The organism is Belliella marina, assembly GCF_042682445.1.
Taxonomy (GTDB): domain Bacteria; phylum Bacteroidota; class Bacteroidia; order Cytophagales; family Cyclobacteriaceae; genus Belliella; species Belliella marina.
The window spans coordinates 521,786-541,503 of the sequence record NZ_JBHUHR010000045.1 but is presented as its reverse complement, the minus strand read 5'-3'; the positions used below and the strand labels follow the sequence as shown (position 1 = coordinate 541,503).

Genomic DNA, 19,718 nt, shown 5'->3' with positions numbered 1-19,718 from the left:
ACATGAAAATTACAGAATTTATCTCTCAAGCTGAGAAAACCCTCTTTTCATTTGAGATACTCCCTCCATTGAAGGGGCAAAGTCTAAAAGACCTTTGTGAAGGAATAGAACCTTTGATGGAGTTCAATCCGCCTTTTGTAGATGTGACCTACCATAGGGAAGAGTTTATATACAAAAAACATCCAAACGGTCTCCTGGAAAAAGTAAGTACCAAAAAAAGACCGGGGACGGTTGGGATTTGCGCAGCGATCATGAATAGGTTCCAGGTGGATGCTGTGCCACACTTGCTGTGTGGGGGATTTTCAAGAGAGGAAACTGAGAATGCCTTGATCGACCTCAATTTTATAGGGGTTCAGAATGTGTTGGCTTTGAGGGGAGATGCGCCCAAAAGTGAAAATAAATTTGTGCCTGAGCCGGATGGGCATTCCTATACCAAAGATTTGGTTTCCCAGATAGTTGGGATGAACAAAGGGAGGTATTTGCATGAGGAGACTGAGACTGGATTCCATACGGATTTCTGTGTGGGGGTAGCCGGTTATCCGGAGAAGCATTTCGAAGCTCCAAGTTTGAAGTTTGACCTGAAGCATCTCAAAGCCAAGGTAGATGCCGGTGCAGAGTACATCGTTACCCAAATGTTCTTCGATAACCAGAAGTATTTCGAATTTGTCAAGAAAGTGAGGGAAGCAGGAATTACCATTCCGATCATTCCGGGACTCAAGCCAATCACTACTTTGGGACAAATCACCATGTTGCCAAGAACATTCTTCCTAGACCTTCCGGATGCCTTGATGGACGAGTTGGAGAAATGTAGCACCAATGCCGATGTCAAACAAGTAGGCATCGAATGGGCTATCCAACAAAGCAAAGAGTTGATAGCTGCAGGAACTCCATGTCTCCACTACTACACCATGAGTAAGGCAGATGCTACGTATAAAATAGCAACAGAAGTGTTTTAAAGGAAAGCCATTGAGTACGTCTCGGCGTACTCAATGGCTAGAATTTTTTACAAAAAACTTGTGCCTCCAAAGTCACAAGTCTATATTCATGGTATGATAAAATTGATCGAATGCCCTCGGGATGCCATGCAAGGACTTCCAGACTTTATCGATACAGCCATCAAAGCAGCCTATATCAATCAATTGCTGCAGGTGGGTTTCGATACTATTGATTTTGGAAGTTTTGTGAGTCCCAAAGCCATCCCCCAGATGAGAGATACAGCAGATGTATTGGATCTGCTCGACCTTTTTGAAAGTAAGTCTAAGCTTTTGGCTATCATAGCGAATACCCGTGGGGCAGAGGATGCCTTGGTTTTTGAGCAGATAGATTATCTCGGTTTTCCTCTTTCACTTTCCGAGACTTTTCAGCAACGGAATACCAACAAGTCTATCCAAGAGGCCCTTCAGACGGTGGAGGAAATCCAAAATATGGCTGAAATCAAAGGGAAGACGCTCGTTACTTACTTGAGCATGGGGTTTGGAAATCCTTATGGGGACTCTTATTCACCTGAGTTGGTGGCTGGGTTTGTGGAAAAACTGGATGGAATAGGTATCAAAATAATCTCTTTTGCAGATACAGTGGGGTCGGCTGATGCTTCATTGATCCAGGAACTTTTTGAGGTCAATATCCAGGCTTTTCCGCATATCGAATTTGGTGCTCATTTGCATAGCAAACCGGCAGAGTTGGAACTCAAGGTAAAAGCTGCGCTCAAAGCAGGTTGTACAAGATTTGATGCTGCACTTAAAGGCTATGGTGGTTGTCCCATGGCCAATGATGATTTGGTGGGCAATATAGCTACAGAGTCCTTAATCAAAGTGCTGGAAAAGTGTAGCCAACCCTTTGAAATCAATAAGACTGAATTCAACGAGGCAATGAAAATAGCGAATGTAGTCTTTGCCTGATGTTAGATACAGAAAAGTCTAAAAGGGAAGAGTACGGAACCTGTCCGAATCTCTGGATAATACAAATAGAGCGGATTTTCACTGATTCAATTGTTTTACTACGAAAATCAATGGTCGTCAACGAAGTCAATGATTTCAGCGTTCCATCATAAATGGATAAGTTTCTTATGCTTAATTTGAAAATGACTAATTATCCTAATTAGCTACTAGATGGATCAGGAAATATTCGATACTTGGAAATTTGTGGCCGGCATAGGTTTGTTTCTTTGGGGAATGAACCAGTTGGAAGTGTCCATCAAGGACATGGCTGGGAAGTCATTTCGAAATCTTCTCCAAAAGTCGACTGATACTGCATGGAAGGGGGTTCTTATCGGTGCTTCAATCACAGCTGTCCTTCAGAGTAGCTCTTTGGTGACGTTGATGGTTTTGGCATTTTTGGGTGCAGGCGTGATCAGTCTGAGAAATGCCATCGGTGTGATCCTTGGTGCCAATCTTGGTACTACTGTGACTGCTTGGATAGTCGCTACCTTGGGCTTTAAATTGAGCGTAGCAGCTTTTTCTATGCCCTTTTTGGGTATTGGGAGTTTGATGTTTCTTTTTTTTGCAAATAGGCCTGTTTTGAAAAATGTAGGTGCATTTGCGGTTGGCTTTGGATTGCTTTTTTTGGGTTTGGACTTTATGAAATCTGCCATTGAAGCAGTAGCTGACCAAATAGACCTGAGTGACTTCAGTGCTTATGGGTTATGGATCTATTTGGTTGTGGGGATTGTAATCACGGCATTGATACAGTCAAGTTCTGCCATGGTCGTTATCGTTCTTTCTGCCATAAGTTCGGGAGTGATTGGGTTAACGGAAGGAGCTGTCCTTATCATTGGTGCCAACATTGGTACTACCGTGACCGTAGGTATTGGTTCGCTCAAAGGTACTGCGGATAAGAAGCGTTTGGCTTTGGCACATTTTCTTTTCAATGCCGTGACAGGCTTGATCGTATTTGTTTTCATTGATTGGATTATTCTCTACACCATGTCGATTTTCTCGATTCAAGATCCATTGATGGAATTGGTTTTACTCAATACGATCATTAATTTGTTTGGGATTTTGATTTTCTACCCATTCATATCCAAACTAGAGGCTTGGCTGAACACTAAATTTGAGAGAGAGGATGAAAAAAGTATATCTGTCTATATAAATAAAGTAAATACCGACGTTCCTGAAGCCGCTGTGGCAGCATTGGAAAAGGATATCAAATTGGCAATAGAGTTGGTTTCAGGTTTTATAGTGAAGATTTGGGAACTCAGGGTCGAAGAAAACAAGCAAAATACCCTTTGGAAGAAAATAATCAGACAGCCCTATGATTTGATGACCCAATACAAAGAAATAAAAATTTTGGAAGATGAACTGACGGCTTATCATCTCACCATGCAGGAAGAGAATTTGGATATTTTTCTCGCCAACAAAACCACTTCTTTGATGTTGGCATTGAGGACATCTGTCTATGCAGCCAAAGATTTCAAAGATGTGTTGCACAATATTCTTGAGATGGAAGATTCAGAGGATCAATATGTCAGTGCATTGTATAAATCCTTAAGGGGCTATACATTTGAGGAATTGGATAAAATAAGAAAATACAGTGAACAGGGTGAGGTGTCTGCGGCTCCAGACTGGAACCAAAATCATGATAGGCAATATCATGCCATGATTGGGGATTTATATCATGCCGCACAAAAAAAGCCAATTGATTTCCCCATGTCTACCTTGACGAATGTGATCAAACAGGTAATGTCTGGATTGGATAATTTTGGCAATGCTGTCATCCATTGGAAGCATTTGGAAAAGTCGGTGATTGATATTGAACCAAATGAAGGATGGAACACTGATGACGCAGATATAACGGGTTTGCACTGATTTAATGGTTTTAATTACAAAAATCAGTGACCATCAGCCAAATCAGCCTATTCTGTGTTCCATCAAATCTAAGGATCGAACACGGAACCTGTCCCGAGTCTCAGGATGACGCAGATTGAGCGGATTTAAACTGATTCAATGGCTTTAATGCCTCACACTGGGGGAAAATCCATCGCCTTTAGACGAAGATTTTAGTGTTTTTTTTGTTTGTGAACTTGGTGTTTTTGTTTTGTGATTATTGTGGTAAAAATTATAACCACTAAGGTCACAAAGTTTTTCACAAAGGACACTAAGTCTCGGGTGCACTTTAGTCGCCTTTAGGCGAAACCAAAGCTATCGGTCTTTCCGATAGTAGTTTAGTTACAAAAATCAGTGACCATCAGCCAAATCAGCGTTTTCAGCGTTCCATCATAAAGACGTTACTTTTTAGAATGGATTTTGGCAAAAGTCAAAACTTCAGAGTATGCGTTTTATTTCTGTTGATTGCTGTCCGGTTTTTCACTCAAATTTCACACTCAATACAGGAATGTCAGACTTGAATAAAACTGTTTCGGTAGTACCAATCATGTAGGTTTTTGCGGATTTTCTGTTGTTGGAAGCCAAAGCTACAAAGCCAATATTATTTCTGGTAGCAAATTCAATGATGCCATTCTCTGCTTCCAGGTGGTTGTAGATATGTTTATGGATAATCAATTCCTCTTGCCCTATCGCATATTTTTGCATCTTATGCTCGGACTCTTTTGAGCTGACAAATTTTTCGGGAGTATTGATGAAAAGAAAATGTACGGCACACCGGAGATGCTTGATCAATGGCTTCATCCTGGTAAAAGCCGGCTTGGACTCTTCATTGAAAAGTGAGGCAAAAGCCATTTTTCTCAAGTCATTTCCGTTAAGGACTTTTTTGACAGCCAATACGGGGCAATTTGCAAGGCGTAGGACTTTCTGAAGGGTTGAGCCAATGGATTTTCCCTTATCATGCCCTTTTCCATAAGCACCGATTACTATCAAATCTGCAGCTTGCTTTTGGGACAGGGAGATGATGGCTTCGTGTGGTATTCCGATCTCGATGATCCCTTCGATAGGAATGCCAGGTGTACGGTGGTCTAGGATAAATGCTTGGAGTTTATCCTTGCTTTCAGCTTCCAGGTCCAATATGTCTTGGTGTTTTTCTTTTTCAGCTTTGGGGAGTTTTTCCCAATTGAGGGGTGTAGCCACTACGTTGATGCACGTGATACTGCTGTTCCCTTTCGATGCTATTTTCAATGCACTCAGAAATGCATTTTCTGAATAACTCGAGAAATCGATCGGTACGATTATTCTTTTCATGGCTAGGTTATTTGTTTTCTAACCCAAAATTCGACAAAATATATTGGCTATTTTATGACAAAAGTCAGTTAATGTACTGATTATTTATAGGTTAAGATGATATTGGCATATGTACCTTGAAGTCTCAAACAAATAGGAAAAACGATGACACTACATGGAAAAACAGCAATAATTACAGGCGGATCAGGTGGGATTGGTTTGGCAACAGCCAAGAGATTTCTGGAGTTGGGAGTGACAGGTCTTATGTTGGTGGATCTTAGGGAAGATGAGCTTCAAAAAGCAAAAGACTCCCTTGATAGCGAGTACGTATTTACTTATGCAGCAGATGTAAGCAAATCCTATGATGTAGAAAACTATACACGAAAGGCCTTCGAAATCATGGGGAAGGTTGATATCCTATTTCTCAATGCAGGGATAGAAGGTGTTGTGATGCCATTGACAGAATACCCCGAAGATGTGTTTGACAAAGTACTTTCAGTCAATGTCAAAGGTGTTTGGTTAGGAATGAAGTACGCATTTCCTCTGATGAAGCAAGGTGGTTCTGTGATTATCACCTCTTCGGTAGCAGGATTGCGGGGGACTGCCAAGGTAATGGCTTATACAGCGAGCAAGCACGGAACCATTGGTGTGATGCGGGTTGCTGCACTGGAAGGTGCGCCACAAAATATCCGGGTGAATACCATCCATCCCTCCCCAGTGGACAATAGGATGATGCGTTCTTTAGAAGAGGGATTTGCTCCAGGTGCAGGATCTGAAGTCAAAAAAGGCTTTGAGCAAATGATCCCACTTGGAAGGTATGCAGTCAATGAAGATATAGCCAATTTGGTCGTGTTCTTAGCTTCAGATGAAAGTAAGTTTATCACTGGGGCGACTTATGCGATTGATGGTGGGTTTACGGTTTAAGTGAGTGTGTTGGTTTATTATTTCTCCAAAAGGGCTGGGATTGTTTTCCAGCCCTTTTTCTTTGTGATATTTATCACTATTTTAAATGATTGTTAATAGTTGCTTTAGTTTTTATTTTTATCGGGAGAATATTTAGCGATAAAAATGTGTGGATGTAGCAAAAAGTAGTCATGTTAAATAACTATAAGAATGGAATTGAGTACACTAAGGCAAATATTAACTAACATCACAGATCCATTTTTGTTACAGGAATTATTGGATCATGGGACTGTCCATACTTTTGATCAGGGAAAAACCATCACAGAAGCGGGGCAGTTTGTCAAAATGGTACCAATTGTCTTGGAAGGAGCGATAAAAATCCTCCGCACCGATGAAGATGGGAAGGAATTGTTCTTGTACTACCTAGATCCGGGAGAAACCTGTGCCTTGTCACTCACTTGTTGCTCAGCGTCCAAGCCATCTGAAATCAAGGCTGTGGCAGAAGATAATACAAAAATACTGGGAGTCCCGGTGAGTCTTCATGAGCAGTGGATGGACAAGTTCAAGCAATGGAAGGATTTTGTTTCGAGTACTTATCAAAGTAGGTTTCAGGAGTTGCTCGTAGCGCTTGATGCGGTAGCATTCAAGAGAATGGATGAAAGGTTGATGCGCTATATCGTCACCAAAATGAAGCAGTTCAAGACAAATGAATTGGCTATTACGCATCAAGAGATAGCCAACGAACTGGGAACTTCCAGAGAAGTAATCTCCCGCTTGCTCAAGCAGTTGGAGAAGAAAAAGTGGATAGAGTTGGGCAGAAATATGATTTATGTAAGGGATGATTTTGAGGAGTTGGTTGGATGAGGGAGAAAGGTTCCCGCAGAGGGCGCAGAGGTGCAGAGATACGCTGAGGTTTTTTGAGAGGATCAAGTACGAAGTACCAAGTACAATGTACAAAGAGATGAGAAGCGAGAAACTAGAAGTAAGATTTAAGAGGTAGAAGATTCCTGACACAAGAAAAAAGAGGCAAGTAATGAGATAAAAACCACGAAGTGCCTGCCTGCTGCAGGCAGGGTTAAACTTTGATTAACCCCGGGTTACGACCCGGGGAATAATGATGATATAGGAAACAACAACCCCGAAGTGGGTTGAACTTCTTCATTTAAAAGAAAAAAGGGTCAACTATTTTCAGGACGTGACAGGCATTTAAGAGGATTGAAAACAATAAGAAAAAGTGTCAAATAATTTCAGGAAGTGACAGAGATATGGGATAAGATTCGAGTTTAACTTGTAGCATAATCTGTTTTGACTACGTCATGGCTGAGGAATTTATTGATTCTGATAAGTTCAGTGATTACTTGCAGAATAGAGTTGAGCTGAAGGTCTTGTTTGGGACTAAAATTTGGAATTGATTTTTAAGAAGTGTTTTTTGATTATTTCGATAGTAAAATGGATAATTTAATGTAATTGTTTGATGTACTGCGTTTTGTGTTGTTAGATAATTCTTGTTTATTGAAAACTATTTATTAAATTGAAGACATTTTGTTTTTTGGATACGTCTTAATATCGAAAGTGATACTCCATAGAAAAAAATCTGTTATGAAACGATTAATTAACTTAATGACTTTGATTTTGATGATATTAGTGTCCTGTACAGAAGATGGTATGCCTAATCCTCCAGTAGAAGTGGAGGTTCAGCTCACAAATACAGACGGCGAACCCACTTGGGTTTTTCAGGAAGGGGAAGACATCCTATTCGAATACTCCATAAAAAACCTGACGGATGAGACGCTCACTTGGTATTTTGACAGTCTGTTTAATTTCCAAGGGATGTTTACAGTTTATAAGGAAGTAGCTCCAAACCCGGAAATGCCCAATGGGGGAGTTGTCAAAATAGGTGCTCCACAAACAGGGAAATTGATAAGGGATGCTAGACTAGGTAGAGTTTTACCGGAAAATGGTGAAATGAAGGTAATATTATCTTGGTTCGGAGATAGTGAAAATACGTATATGTTTGATAAATGGTCTATTTTTTACCATGATGAAAGAAATGCACTACCTCCCGGGAAGTATTTTACGGAATTCGAACAAAAGATTAATTTAGCAAATTTTAATCCATTTTATGGGAAGTTCAGAATTGATTTTGAAGTAGGGTAAAATAAAGATGATTATGAAAAAACATTTAGTTTTATTTGTTTTAAATTTTATAATCGTCTGCCAAGTTTTTAGCCAAATAAGGGTAGAGTATAGTGTAGATAGAAAATTAGTGGAGGAAAGTGGTGTATATCATTCCAAATTGGATTATCCCCGCATCAATCTGCCGGAATTTGATTTTTCTGAACTAAGGGAAAAAAGTTTGAAAGCGTCTCCTAATGAGCCTTTTCAGTTCGGAAAGGAATTCGATTTGAATCTTTCATTGGAGGATGGTAAATGGTATGACTTTCATGAAGGGAAAATCTGGAAACTCAGGATTTCTTCCAAAAATGCCTTTTCCCTCAATTTGGTTTTCAGCAGGCTACATTTGTCAGAAGGAGCACGTATGTATATTTACAATGATGATCGGGATATGATGATGGGACCATTTGACCATAACAACGTCCATACAGCACAGGGCGATTTTATTACTGATTTGATAAAAGGTTCTTCAATTACGATAGAGTTGTATGAACCAAACGAAAACCCTGTTTCGCATCTGATTATTTCCAAAGTCATTCACGGTTTCGTCAATACTTTTTCTTCCGGTTTTGGGCAATCGGCACCGTGTAATATTGATATCGATTGCCCGATCGGTCAGCCTTTTGAACTTGAATCCTATTCGGTTTCCAGACTCTTGGTAGCAAACGGTACAAGTTTCTGTTCCGGGGCATTGGTAAATACAACTTGTACTGATTTAAATCCTTTTTTGCTTACCGCAGACCATTGCTTGGCTGGCAACCCCGGTGCATATGTCTTCAGGTTCCAGTATCGCAGCCCTAGCCCAAGATGCGATGGACTGGGAGGAGGGGGCAATTCTTTTATTAATATTTTCTACAATGGTGCACAAGTTAGAGCTCGTAATGAAGATACAGACTTTGGGCTTTTGGAGATGGACACCAGACCAAACCATGAAAATGTTTCTTTTTTGGGGTGGACAAGGAATACTCAAGATATTTCAAATACCGCGGGTATACATCATCCACGTGGAGATCTGATGAAAATCAGTGTTGATGAAGAAGCTCCTAATTTTTTCCCCGGTAATTTTTTGGGAACCCCTGCCAATACTCACTGGGAAGTAGATTTTAATTTTGGTACAGTTGAAAGAGGGTCTTCAGGCTCACCTTTACTTGACCAAAACAGAAGGATTATAGGACAACTACATGGGATTAATGTAAATCCTTTCTTTCCATTTGAGGGACGATGTATGGTCAGAGATGGGTTTTATGGTCGTTTTGACATTTCGTGGGGAAGGGATAATAATGGGGATTTTCTTCCTGGAAGAAATGCGGCAAATAGTTTGGCCCCATGGTTGGATCCTAACAACACCAATGCAATGGCCACCAATACAACTCCTTTACCCACCATCTCCGGCCCCGACTTCCTCTGCTCCTCCTCAACCTATTCTATTCAGAACCCACCTGCTGGAAGTACGGTCTCATGGTCTGTTTTTCCTGCTTATTTATTCTCCGGACCTACTTCGGGTTCAGGGACAACCGCCAATCTCAGCCGGCCAACAGGCAGTTTTATTTCAGGGACAGCCGCCCTGACTTTCCAAATCAGTACAGACTGTAGGACAATTACACGTACTAACAGTATTCAAGTGGGGCCCCTTACCAGTATCCATGGGATTTCCCAAAACGACATTATCTGTGACAATGGGTATATCTACCTGAGTTCGGAATTCGGGTATCTCTCCTATGACTGGACTGTATTGGGAGGGACTATTGTGGCGGGCCAGGGTACAGCCGAAGTAACGGTTCTTGTGGACAACAACCCGCACATTGGTTATAATTTTATTTCTTTCAATCTACAGGTAACCGGTGACTGTGGGGGAGGCACAAGGCAAGTTTCGGCATATGTAAACAACTGTGGGGGAATACCCATAGAGCTGATGGTGTATCCCAATCCTGCTGATGAAGAGGTGAATTTGGTCCTGGATCCACTTGATGGGGGACAACAATTTGACGATGTTCTATTTGATGTGCATCTATATGATAGCTGGGGCAAGGTATTGTATAATCTTACCGGACTGAGGAAAAGGGCAACCTTGGATACCCGAAACCTCAAAAGTGGTTTTTATTACCTCCATATCAGGTACAAAGAAGCAGTCATACGCAGACAGATCAGGGTTGAAAGATAGGTGGAGAGGGGATGTGGGATTTGAGACACAAGACAAAACTTGGGAAATGAGACATGAGATGTGATACAGAATTGCGTCCTGCTTTAGCTGGACGGTTACAGTAGATCCCTGTTTTTTCGGGCTTTAGCCAAAATTAATCAACCCCAAAAAATCTTCAAATCGAAGCCAATTTGAAATTGATCAAAGAATAGGGGGATCATACCCACAGCATTGCCTTCAAGGAATTCCCGCTGTCAAACATCTGCACAGATCACTTTTTAGGACAATAATTCCAATTCCTATAGCATGTGTTTCTAAGGTCGAAGTTTTGGACAAGGTACATCTTCTGCCCATTCCCAAAACCGACGGCTTATGGTTCCATTTTGGAATGGGAATGGAATAGTATACAGTATTACAGTATGTTGCCTATCTACTGATATCCATATCATTTATGCTTGATTTCTTAGTGGTTTTTCAACTAGTTCTTTGGTTTTTTAAAAGTGATTTACTTTAAATTGTAGCATATTAGGTTTTGGATCCGTCTTTACTTTATCAAGGATTAGATTACTTGAGTCAGGTTTGAAAGCCATAAAAACTGTAGAAATTATGAAGACCATATTTAAAACCATGTCAGGTTTGTTTTTATTGACAGTGCTAATTGGCAGTTGTCAGAATGAAATAAATCCAGACTGTGAAGGAGATAATGCACACCAGGTTGAATCATTTTATATTGATGAATTTGAAAGCGCATCCTGCGGGCTTCAAAATATTGGGGGCAATGAAAAGGAAACGAATCTTGTGATAACCACTCAAGCGGATTTTGAAAAATATTTTACCTGCTCGGAACAACTAACCATCGACTTTGATGAGTATTTCATTCTGGCTGGCATGTATAGGCACCAGCAATGTGCGGAATTTGATAGTCAGCAAGTGCTGTTGTGTAATAATAGAATTGTTTATAAGGTCAGAATGCTTGAACAAATTTGTCAAGCACCTATAGCTGTATTTTATTCAACTGTGATCGAAAAAAAACACAATGCTCTTCCAGTGGAATTTGATGTTCAATTTAAAAATTAATGCTTAATAAATATGAAAAATATTTATATCGTTCTTTTACTTAAATAATACAATAACCCAAGAGTATTATTATTATTATTATTATTATTATTATTATTATTATTACCAAATTAGTCCTTTGATATTACACCTTAATGAGGTTGTGTCTTATTTGGTTAGGGTTGAATAACTTAATAATAGTGCGTAGTGTGAATGTTTCCTTTTATTCACTTGAAATTATTATGAAAATGAGAAATCTAATTTTTGTTTTGATGGGATTTGCGCTTCTGGGCTGTTCGGAGGATGCAGAAGATGTCTTGAATTGCGGAGTCGATGGCAATATGATAGAAAAGATAGAATGGCTAAATATCGAAGCTGACAGAATGAATAGCAGCCCTGAAACCAATGGCATTGTCTTGTATAAATATGAAGGCAGAGAAGTCATTGAATTGCAGGAGGCTATAAGAAGTTCTACCAATCAAACGCAATTTCACTGTGACGGCACCCGAATTGACTTTAATGATTCTGATAAGTTCAGTGATTACTTGCAGAATAGAGTTGAGTTGAAGGTCTTGTTTGGGACTAAAATTTGGAATTGATTTTTAAGATCTTTTGTATAATTGAGACATATAGACTATATAATGCGTCTTGAGGTAAATAATAGTTCCTGAGATTTTAGTTTTATGTAGAATATAATATGTTGAAGTTAGCTGTTAAAATACTGGTTTTGCTTACAATAGTGATAGGTGTTGGATGTGGGGATGAAGAGGAGGACCAAAGAATACTTGAAACCACCGGCTATATAACGGGTTATGATCCATGCCTTACAATAGAATCATATGAAATTGGGGAAGGTCTTTTGATCGCTACTTCTACTGATACTTTACTCACTTATAATTTTCCTGAAAACATTGTGGAATTTCCTGATGGTTTTTTTGATAGTTGGTTAGGGGGGATTGATAATCAAGATTTAGAAGTTAGGTTTAGATACAAATTGGCCAACGAAGATGAAATAATAACTTATTTATGTAGTTGGGGAACTTGGCCTTTTGGAAATCCAGTAAGTAATTTTGATCAAGTAGTAATAATTTCAGCTGAAAAAATCGTTAATTAAATCCATATTGAAAGACATAAAAAGATTTTATAGAAGATTGATAGACTTTTTGATGAATTGAGAGTAACCCCACAGACAATCAGATACATTACTTCTTAAGGTTAGACTGTATGGCGTAGGGGGTGTATTTTTCAAGTGTAGCCGTATCTATGGAGTGGTCAAAGGCGGATACAGCTGTATTGTCATCTAAAAAGACATGGTCAGCACCTACACATTCCAAAATTGCCCATCTGTTCAATACATCTCGGACAGGACCTTTGATGCTCGTCATGCAGATGTCTGTACCTATTTTTCTCCAGTTGTTGATCCATTCGTCCAGTTCATGTGCTCCTGTGCTGTCGATATTGGTTACGGATTCCATATTGAAAATGATCATGTTGACTTTCGTAGGCCGTTCCAAGATCCATTTGTCCAGCTTTTCTTTGATAAACTCTACATTGGCAAAATAGATGGGACCGTCGATTCTGACGATCATCAGGTCGTCTTTTACATCCAGATTGTCAAATCTGTTGATATTCCGGAAAACATTGCTGCCAGGCACACGCCCCAGTTGCGCAATATGGGGACGGGAAGCTCGGTATATAACTACGACCAAAGAGAGAATCATACCAGAGATAATCCCTGTTTCTATACCCAAAGTCAGCGTGATGACAAATGTGGCGATCAACATGGAGAAGTCCACCTTGTCTTTTTTCCATAAGTGTACAGGCTCCTTGAAGTCGATTAAGCCCGAAACTGCCACCAAAACAACTGCTGCCAAGATGGTGCTTGGCAGATTGTAAAACAAATCGGTAAAGAAAAGCAATGTCAAAACAATCAATAAGGCACTGATGATCGAAGATAGGTTCGTTTTTGCTCCGGCATCATTATTAACAGCAGTCCTTGAAAATCCCCCCGTTACAGGATATCCTTTGAAAAATGCTGCACCAAAATTAGCCATTCCCAATGCAATCAATTCTTGGTTGGCATTGAGTCTGTAATCTTTGTGCTTGGTTTGTATTGTTTTGGCTACAGCAAAGCTTTCTGCGAAACCCACCAAAGAGATGGTCAAAGCTATTGGGAAAAGAATCTTTAATGTTGCCAAATCGAAAGAGGGAGATGAAAGTGTAGGAAGTCCGCTAGGGACACTGCCGACGATCTTGACTCCATGTTCGGTAAGGTCAAATCCCCAGACCAACAGAATCCCAAACACTACAGCCACGAGAGGGGCAGGAAAGCTTTTGTGGATTATTTTACCATACTTGATGATGATGATTCCAATCACGCCGATCCCAAAGGTGATCCAATGGATATCACCAATGTGTTGGAAGATGGCGATTGCCATTTCTTGGATATGCTCTGAATTTGGGAGGTCTATTCTGAAGAGGTGTTTGATTTGACTGAGCCCAATGATGATGGCAGCTGCTGATGTGAAACCATTGATGACTGGATGGGAAAGGAAGTTGACCACAAATCCAAGCTTGAACAGTCCCATGCCAAATTGGATCAATCCTACCAAAAACGCCAAGGAAAGTGCATAGACGAGGTATTGTTCTGGGGATTCCGCATTCAAACCCGCAATACCTGCAGCTGTCAAAAGGGATACCATTGCCACTGGACCAACGGCCAATTGCCTGGAAGTACCAAATATGGCATAAAGCAATAAAGGAACAGTCACCGCATACAATCCATGGATTGGCTCCAAGCCAGCGAGCATGGCGTAGGCCATTCCTTGTGGAATCAACATGATTCCCACGGTCAAGCCTGCAGACAAGTCTCCCTGTAAGTCATTTTTTTTATAATTAGGCAACCATTCCAAGATGGGAAGATAGCCCATTACTGTGTTTTTGATTTTATGCTGCATTGCGGATTTCTATGCTTGAAATTAGTAAAAATTAGGTTAGGAATCATCCAAACCCAATCAATGACACAAAAATCGAAATAATTTCCCAATGGTTTGGTGATGAATGTTACATCACATAACTTTTTGGGTAACCTAAATGGTTAAAATTTATTTGGTTAGATGGGAATCATTTAGCGACAACTATTTACTGAAACCCGGACTCCACCCAACAATTTTATGAATAACAAAAGCTGCCAGGAATCACCTGGCAGCTTTTTTTTTAATCCCTTCTTTTATGATGGGGTTTGCCCTGAGGTCTTCTCCCTTGGGATTGGGACTTGGCTTTTACTTTCTGTAAGAGTCCAGAGCCAGCAGGCATGCTGGAAGGATATGGGTGGTCTAGGATCACCGGAATATCTTTTCCAATCAATTTTTCAATATCCTTCAATTCTTTTCTTTGCTCTTCATCACAAATCGAAATGGCAATTCCTGTATTTCCGGCTCTACCCGTTCTCCCGATTCGGTGTACATATGTTTCCGATACGTTTGGTAGATCATAGTTGAAAACGTGCGCCAATTCATCGATATCAATACCTCTTGCAGCGATATCTGTTGCCACAAGAACCTGCAGTTTTCCGGATTTGAAATCTTTCAAGGCATTTTGTCTTGCATTCTGGCTTTTGTTTCCATGAATTGCAGCAGCCCTTACACCATCTCTGGCCAAGAATTTAACAACCTTATCAGCACCATGTTTGGTTCTTGTGAATACCAATGCAGTTCTGATTTTATATTCATCCAATAGGTGTTGGAGTAGTTTCGGTTTGTCACTCTTGTTGGTGAAATAGAGCTTTTGGTCTATTTTGTCAACCGTAGATGATGGAGGCGTAACCTCTACTTTTGAAGGGTTTTTCAACAATACATCTGCCAACTTCTGGATTTCAGGTGGCATGGTTGCCGAGAAAAACAAGGTTTGTCTTTTTGCTGGAAGCAGGGCGATTATTTTCCTTACATCATGGATAAAACCCATGTCAAGCATTCTGTCTGCTTCATCCAAAACAAAGAATTGCAATTGCTTGAGATCGATAAACTTTTGGTTGATGAGATCCAGTAATCTTCCCGGTGTAGCGACAAGGATATCGATGCCTCTTTTGAGTGCGTTGGTTTGGTGCAGTTGGGAAACCCCACCAAAGATCACGGTGTGTTTGATGTCTGTAAACCTACCATAGGCGGCAATGCTTTCGTCGATCTGTATAGCCAATTCCCTGGTAGGGGTGAGGATCAATGCTTTTATTCCTGGCCTTCTTTGTTTTTGCAAAGCCAATAGCTGGATGATTGGTATGGAAAAGGCAGCTGTTTTCCCTGTGCCTGTCTGGGCGCAGCCCAAAAGGTCTCTTTGTTCCAAAACCAAAGGAATGGCTTTTTGCTGTATAGGTGTTGGAGTGGTGTAACCTTCCTCGGCCAGTGCCTTGAGGATGGGGTCAATTAATGCTAGGTTTTTGAATGCCATGTGGCTGAATGAAATTTGGGCTGGAAAAGACGTTGTATGATCTGAATCAGCAGAAATATTAATTAAAAGCGGCTTACAACTTGCCGGTCTTTTTACAAAGTGATACAAAGATAAGATAAATTAATTTAGAACAGTGATAGGCAGGTTTTTCAATAAAGTTCCTTAATTTGACTTTTGGAATTTTTAAAAAGAACAACATGTATGTAAAAAGGCATTACAGTTTATGGATGACGCTACGGTGGTCTAGTAAACCCTTGATCTATGGGATACTCTACTCTGCCATTATTATAGTTTTTTATAGGATGTCCGAAGTCCCTTTCACTTTGGCCTGGGAGCCTATCAGTGTGATAGGTATAGCAGTGGCATTTTATCTTGGGTTCAAAAACAACAGCTCTTATGACAGGACATGGGAGGCGCGGAAGATATGGGGAGCGATCGTCAATGATAGCCGCAAATTCGCAACTGCAATTTTGACCCTGCTGGAATCCAAAGAAGGGCAAGCCCATCAGGATTTAAAGAAAGAAATGATCTATAGACATCTCGCTTGGATGCTCTCCTTAAAGCATGTTTTGCGGGTCAAAAAATCATGGGAACACAATGAAGATCCTATGAAATTGAAATTTGCACCGGGATTCTGTGAAGAATATATTGGAGGGCTAGATGCCGAAGTAAGCAAATACCTTTCCGAAACTGAATTCACGTATCTTAAAACCAAGGGAAACATTCCTTCCCATATCCTCAAAAAACAAAGTGAGGAAATAGAGAAGATGAAGAATGAGGGGCTCATTTCTGACTATAAGCAAGTTTGGCTTCATCAGATCATCAGTAACCTGTACGATAACCAAGGGATGTGCGAAAGGATCAAAAATTTTCCCCTGCCCAGACAATATGCTTCAACGGCGCTTTGGATCAATTATGTTTTTTGCGCACTTATTCCATTTGGATTGCTCAATATTTTCGAACGGTCTGACGTGTTGGATGTTTGGTTGACCATCCCATTTTCTGGGTTGATCATTTGGGTTTTCTTTTTGATGGACAAAATCGGTGATTATTCAGAGAATCCTTTTGAAGCAGCCTACAATGATGTACCCATTTCTTCCATTGCAAGGGCGGTGGAGATTGACTTGCTCGAAATGTTGGAGGAAAAAAACACTCCTGCTCCTTATCCTGTAGAAAATGGTTTTTTGATGTAAAAAGTTAGCTATATCTAAAATAATCACCCCCGGACTGTGCCCTCACCTTCCAAAACAAAATCAAATAGTACCTTGATTTGTTTAATTGATGAAGAGGTTTTTACCGAGAAATGGTTCTATCAATTTTCCATCAATTAAATCTTGTTTGGCTTCGATGATATCCCAAGGTTCCATGATTGGTTCGTCCGATAGGTCAAATGTGCCGTAGTGCATTGGGATGAAATATTTTCCCCCCAGTGTATTGAAGGCATCAATGGCGTCGGTAGGGCTGATATGGGCTTGGTGCATAAACCACTCTGGTTTGTAGGCACCGATTCCCATCAAGCAATATTCAGGAGACCCAAATGTGTTTTTGATATCCTCAAAGTGCATTCCCCGGCCACTATCTCCCATGAAATAGATGGATTTTTTTTGGTTTTGGATATAAAAACCACCCCAAAGGCTTTCGTTATCATCGTTTAGCGATCTTTTTGCCCAATGACGGCTTGGAACATAATGGATAGATAGATTTTCTTGATTCAGCTTATATGATTGGTACCATCCCGCTTCTTGGACTTCCTGTTCGCCTATCCAAGATGAAATCACTTTCCCCATTTCCAACCCAGTCAATATTTTTATGTTTGGGTTTTGTTCTACGATCCACTTGATACTCGTTTCGTCACAATGATCCCTGTGGTTATGGGAAAGCAAGAGATAATCAATTTTCGGAAATGATTCAATGGGAAAAGGCAGTTCACTTTTTCTTTTCAGGAAAAAATTATCAATCAACAATGGATCTGTAATGAATGTGATGCCATCTATCCTGATGAGATAAGTGGCATGGCCTAGCCAAATCAAATAATCTTCTTGGGTACTGAAGTCAAATGTTTGGTCTGTTTTCGGTAATTCCCGTTTATCCTCCTTCTTTTCCTTTTTTTGGGGATTTTTGCTCAATTTCCATTTCAGAACATCTTTCAGGGATGATTCAAACGGATGGTAAAGATTTGTAAATTTCCCATTTTCGTCCAATGGAGATCCTTTCCAATCGGGATTTGGTGGGGTGGTATCGAGTTCGGGATTTGAAAGGTAACTAGGGGAGGTGTTTTTTGCGGGATCAGTTATCATATAGATCAGCAAGGCTGGGACAAGGAGTACAAAAAGGTATTTGGATTTCATTAGCAGTTAAACTGTGAAAACCATCGTTAGGTTCTACTTTTTATATTTATCATTGAGCCCTTTTCCTTCCAAGACCATTGGCTTGATTTTTTCTAACCTAGCCTGTTGTGTTTCTGCTCGTTTTGCAGATTGTATATGCTCGAAGTACTCTTTTTGTTTGCCAGGGCTTAGGGCTTCAAAACTCAATTTGAATTGTTGGTCTTGTTCGAGAGCTTCCGCCAATAATCCTGTGATTTCAAGTTTCCCGGATTTTTCGGCAACCCAGCGCTTTCCTGTTTTCTCGTTTGCGATCGCTTCTTGGATGTATGAAATCAATGTGCTTTCGTCTATATCTTCAATGGAGTTCATCCTCCACTGTCTCATTGCCTTGGTTTTTCCTTCTTGTGCATTGACAAAAACATTCATGTGGTCATTGATAAATACCCCGTTATAAAACCAAATCCCAAAATATGACTTGAATCCACAGATTCCAATCACATTGTGGCCTTCATAAGTATAGACATCAATTCCCCATTTGATGGCATGTTCCAACTCTGTTTTATGGATGATTTCCTTGAGTAGGTTCAGCTCCTGTGTCCATGTTTCATTGCTATTCATGTGATTGGGTGTTTGTTTTTCTGCCAATTTCAGGTTTATTGCATTATCCGCAAACTAGCATGGCGTTTATAGAAATTGTAAAAGGAAAAAGTAAAGTTCTCTTCATTTATCCTTCGAAACCTATTTTTTTATGGGCACCATCACAAAAGGGTTTGTTTTGGGATGAACCACATCTACAGAATGCCGAAACTTTGCTTTTTCTCTCTGTGTGGCCATCTTTGAACTTGACTGCAATATTCCCATAGACCATCAGAGGGCCATTGGCAACAACTTCCACAATTTGCTCTTCTGAACTGGACTCAACTTCCTTGCCTTTATCGGTCATGTAATAACCCAAAGCTGCGGAAGGACATTTTTTCACTTGGTCTATCATTTGTCCACTTGAAGCTGCATCGATTTTGATCCATGGCTTTTCTTTGGGTTGGAAAACTTCCCCAAGCCCCTTGACACAGGCTCCGGAATGGATGCATTTTTCTGGTTCCCAAGTGATGGTAACCTCACCATTGCTATATTCTTTCATGTGTTTATAATTTGTCTTTTAATGGTCACCCCGGTTGACCGGGACAGGCTATGGAATCTTCGCAAGTCTTACAATCATCCCAGTGTGTGAGGTGCTCGCCATGTCTGCCTGCTTCAGGCAGTCTTGATTTCATACCTTTAATTAAACTCTTACATCTTGGATTTCCTTGTTTTTTGCAAAAATAATTTTTGCAAATGGGCAAAGAGGTAGAATTTTAAGATTTTCATTTCTTGCGTATTCGACCCCAGCATAGACCAGTTTTTCACCCATCCCCTGACCTTTATAGGCAGGGTCTACTTCTGTATGGTCAATGATTATTTTGTCTTTTCCCGCCTTGGAGTAAGTCATTAGACCAATCTGCTTGCCGTCATCAAGCAAGGTGAATTGGCCTTTGTTTTCCGAATTTTGCTGTGTTACAGAGATCATAT

At 40.3% G+C, this 19,718-nt stretch carries 18 protein-coding genes; 11 read left to right on the top strand and 7 right to left on the bottom strand.

The window, feature by feature from the left end:
- The first annotated feature begins 2 nt into the window (after positions 1-2).
- The 3 genes from metF to ACFSKL_RS19150 all read left to right on the top strand — a co-directional run bounded on the left by metF (position 3) and on the right by ACFSKL_RS19150 (position 3,803).
- The gene (gene metF, locus ACFSKL_RS19160; RefSeq protein WP_376888427.1) at positions 3-956 is read left to right on the top strand and encodes a methylenetetrahydrofolate reductase [NAD(P)H]; all 954 of its coding nucleotides are present in this window, start codon (positions 3-5) and stop codon (positions 954-956) included.
- 93 nt (positions 957-1,049) lie between these two features.
- Positions 1,050-1,898 (top strand): hydroxymethylglutaryl-CoA lyase, encoded by an 849-nt coding sequence (locus ACFSKL_RS19155; RefSeq protein ID WP_376888425.1) that lies wholly within the window; start codon positions 1,050-1,052, stop codon positions 1,896-1,898.
- A gap of 210 nt (positions 1,899-2,108) precedes the next feature.
- Positions 2,109-3,803, top strand: a complete 1,695-nt coding sequence (locus ACFSKL_RS19150) for a Na/Pi cotransporter family protein (RefSeq protein ID WP_376888423.1) — start codon at positions 2,109-2,111, stop codon at positions 3,801-3,803.
- Positions 3,804-4,301: 498 nt separating this feature from the next.
- Here the strand turns inward: ACFSKL_RS19150 and ACFSKL_RS19145 are convergent, their stop codons facing one another.
- Positions 4,302-5,129 carry a universal stress protein gene (locus ACFSKL_RS19145; RefSeq protein ID WP_376888421.1) on the bottom strand — a complete coding sequence of 276 codons (828 nt, stop codon included), beginning with the start codon at positions 5,127-5,129 and terminating at the stop codon, positions 4,302-4,304.
- 144 nt (positions 5,130-5,273) lie between these two features.
- On the opposite strand from ACFSKL_RS19145, the gene ACFSKL_RS19140 reads away from it, so the two are divergent.
- The 7 genes from ACFSKL_RS19140 (at position 5,274) to ACFSKL_RS19110 (ending at position 12,496) form a co-directional block, all read left to right on the top strand.
- Positions 5,274-6,032, top strand: coding sequence for an SDR family NAD(P)-dependent oxidoreductase (locus ACFSKL_RS19140; protein ID WP_376888419.1), 759 nt, complete (start codon positions 5,274-5,276; stop codon positions 6,030-6,032).
- A gap of 189 nt (positions 6,033-6,221) precedes the next feature.
- Entirely contained in the window at positions 6,222-6,875 is a 654-nt protein-coding gene (locus tag ACFSKL_RS19135) for a Crp/Fnr family transcriptional regulator (RefSeq protein ID WP_376888418.1), read from the top strand.
- A gap of 735 nt (positions 6,876-7,610) precedes the next feature.
- Positions 7,611-8,168: a hypothetical protein gene (locus ACFSKL_RS19130; protein ID WP_376888416.1), complete on the top strand. Its 558-nt coding sequence runs from the start codon at positions 7,611-7,613 to the stop codon at positions 8,166-8,168.
- 13 nt (positions 8,169-8,181) lie between these two features.
- Positions 8,182-10,347, top strand: coding sequence for a T9SS type A sorting domain-containing protein (locus tag ACFSKL_RS19125; protein WP_376888414.1), 2,166 nt, complete (start codon positions 8,182-8,184; stop codon positions 10,345-10,347).
- A gap of 585 nt (positions 10,348-10,932) precedes the next feature.
- Positions 10,933-11,403 (top strand): hypothetical protein, encoded by a 471-nt coding sequence (locus ACFSKL_RS19120; RefSeq protein ID WP_376888413.1) that lies wholly within the window; start codon positions 10,933-10,935, stop codon positions 11,401-11,403.
- A gap of 227 nt (positions 11,404-11,630) precedes the next feature.
- Positions 11,631-11,981 carry a hypothetical protein gene (locus ACFSKL_RS19115; protein WP_376888411.1) on the top strand — a complete coding sequence of 117 codons (351 nt, stop codon included), beginning with the start codon at positions 11,631-11,633 and terminating at the stop codon, positions 11,979-11,981.
- A gap of 98 nt (positions 11,982-12,079) precedes the next feature.
- Positions 12,080-12,496 (top strand): hypothetical protein, encoded by a 417-nt coding sequence (locus ACFSKL_RS19110; protein WP_376888409.1) that lies wholly within the window; start codon positions 12,080-12,082, stop codon positions 12,494-12,496.
- Positions 12,497-12,584: 88 nt separating this feature from the next.
- On the opposite strand, the gene ACFSKL_RS19105 is transcribed toward ACFSKL_RS19110, so the two are convergent.
- The gene (locus ACFSKL_RS19105; protein WP_376888407.1) at positions 12,585-14,339 is read right to left on the bottom strand and encodes a SulP family inorganic anion transporter; all 1,755 of its coding nucleotides are present in this window, start codon (positions 14,337-14,339) and stop codon (positions 12,585-12,587) included.
- Positions 14,340-14,598: 259 nt separating this feature from the next.
- The gene (locus ACFSKL_RS19100; RefSeq protein WP_376888405.1) at positions 14,599-15,825 is read right to left on the bottom strand and encodes a DEAD/DEAH box helicase; all 1,227 of its coding nucleotides are present in this window, start codon (positions 15,823-15,825) and stop codon (positions 14,599-14,601) included.
- A 197-nt stretch (positions 15,826-16,022) separates the two neighbouring features.
- Between ACFSKL_RS19100 and ACFSKL_RS19095 the strand changes: the two genes are divergently transcribed.
- Positions 16,023-17,018 carry a bestrophin family protein gene (locus ACFSKL_RS19095; protein WP_376888403.1) on the top strand — a complete coding sequence of 332 codons (996 nt, stop codon included), beginning with the start codon at positions 16,023-16,025 and terminating at the stop codon, positions 17,016-17,018.
- A gap of 81 nt (positions 17,019-17,099) precedes the next feature.
- Here ACFSKL_RS19095 and ACFSKL_RS19090 read toward each other — a convergent pair whose 3' ends face one another.
- The 4 genes from ACFSKL_RS19090 to ACFSKL_RS19075 all read right to left on the bottom strand — a co-directional run bounded on the left by ACFSKL_RS19090 (position 17,100) and on the right by ACFSKL_RS19075 (position 19,716).
- Positions 17,100-18,173, bottom strand: coding sequence for an MBL fold metallo-hydrolase (locus ACFSKL_RS19090; protein ID WP_376888401.1), 1,074 nt, complete (start codon positions 18,171-18,173; stop codon positions 17,100-17,102).
- Between the two features lie 33 nt (positions 18,174-18,206).
- Positions 18,207-18,770, bottom strand: coding sequence for a YdeI/OmpD-associated family protein (locus ACFSKL_RS19085; protein WP_376888399.1), 564 nt, complete (start codon positions 18,768-18,770; stop codon positions 18,207-18,209).
- A 106-nt stretch (positions 18,771-18,876) separates the two neighbouring features.
- Entirely contained in the window at positions 18,877-19,290 is a 414-nt protein-coding gene (locus ACFSKL_RS19080) for a (4Fe-4S)-binding protein (protein WP_376888397.1), read from the bottom strand.
- A 141-nt stretch (positions 19,291-19,431) separates the two neighbouring features.
- Positions 19,432-19,716 carry a GNAT family N-acetyltransferase gene (locus ACFSKL_RS19075; RefSeq protein WP_376888396.1) on the bottom strand — a complete coding sequence of 95 codons (285 nt, stop codon included), beginning with the start codon at positions 19,714-19,716 and terminating at the stop codon, positions 19,432-19,434.
- Positions 19,717-19,718: the final 2 nt, after the last annotated feature.

Excerpts from the sequence above, each read along its gene's own strand:
- ACFSKL_RS19105 (WP_376888407.1), bottom strand. The coding sequence starts at position 14,339 with ATGCAGCATAAAATCAAAAACACAGTAATGGGCTATCTTCCCATCTTG.
- ACFSKL_RS19135 (WP_376888418.1), top strand. The coding sequence starts at position 6,222 with ATGGAATTGAGTACACTAAGGCAAATATTAACTAACATCACAGATCCA.
- ACFSKL_RS19110 (WP_376888409.1), top strand. The coding sequence starts at position 12,080 with ATGTTGAAGTTAGCTGTTAAAATACTGGTTTTGCTTACAATAGTGATA.
- ACFSKL_RS19125 (WP_376888414.1), top strand. The coding sequence starts at position 8,182 with ATGAAAAAACATTTAGTTTTATTTGTTTTAAATTTTATAATCGTCTGC.
- ACFSKL_RS19150 (WP_376888423.1), top strand. The coding sequence starts at position 2,109 with ATGGATCAGGAAATATTCGATACTTGGAAATTTGTGGCCGGCATAGGT.
- ACFSKL_RS19095 (WP_376888403.1), top strand. The coding sequence starts at position 16,023 with ATGTATGTAAAAAGGCATTACAGTTTATGGATGACGCTACGGTGGTCT.
- ACFSKL_RS19085 (WP_376888399.1), bottom strand. The coding sequence starts at position 18,770 with ATGAATAGCAATGAAACATGGACACAGGAGCTGAACCTACTCAAGGAA.
- ACFSKL_RS19130 (WP_376888416.1), top strand. The coding sequence starts at position 7,611 with ATGAAACGATTAATTAACTTAATGACTTTGATTTTGATGATATTAGTG.
- ACFSKL_RS19080 (WP_376888397.1), bottom strand. The coding sequence starts at position 19,290 with ATGAAAGAATATAGCAATGGTGAGGTTACCATCACTTGGGAACCAGAA.
- ACFSKL_RS19090 (WP_376888401.1), bottom strand. The coding sequence starts at position 18,173 with ATGAAATCCAAATACCTTTTTGTACTCCTTGTCCCAGCCTTGCTGATC.
- ACFSKL_RS19120 (WP_376888413.1), top strand. The coding sequence starts at position 10,933 with ATGAAGACCATATTTAAAACCATGTCAGGTTTGTTTTTATTGACAGTG.
- ACFSKL_RS19140 (WP_376888419.1), top strand. The coding sequence starts at position 5,274 with ATGACACTACATGGAAAAACAGCAATAATTACAGGCGGATCAGGTGGG.
- ACFSKL_RS19075 (WP_376888396.1), bottom strand. The coding sequence starts at position 19,716 with ATGATCTCTGTAACACAGCAAAATTCGGAAAACAAAGGCCAATTCACC.
- ACFSKL_RS19155 (WP_376888425.1), top strand. The coding sequence starts at position 1,050 with ATGATAAAATTGATCGAATGCCCTCGGGATGCCATGCAAGGACTTCCA.
- metF (WP_376888427.1), top strand. The coding sequence starts at position 3 with ATGAAAATTACAGAATTTATCTCTCAAGCTGAGAAAACCCTCTTTTCA.
- ACFSKL_RS19145 (WP_376888421.1), bottom strand. The coding sequence starts at position 5,129 with ATGAAAAGAATAATCGTACCGATCGATTTCTCGAGTTATTCAGAAAAT.
- ACFSKL_RS19100 (WP_376888405.1), bottom strand. The coding sequence starts at position 15,825 with ATGGCATTCAAAAACCTAGCATTAATTGACCCCATCCTCAAGGCACTG.
- ACFSKL_RS19115 (WP_376888411.1), top strand. The coding sequence starts at position 11,631 with ATGAGAAATCTAATTTTTGTTTTGATGGGATTTGCGCTTCTGGGCTGT.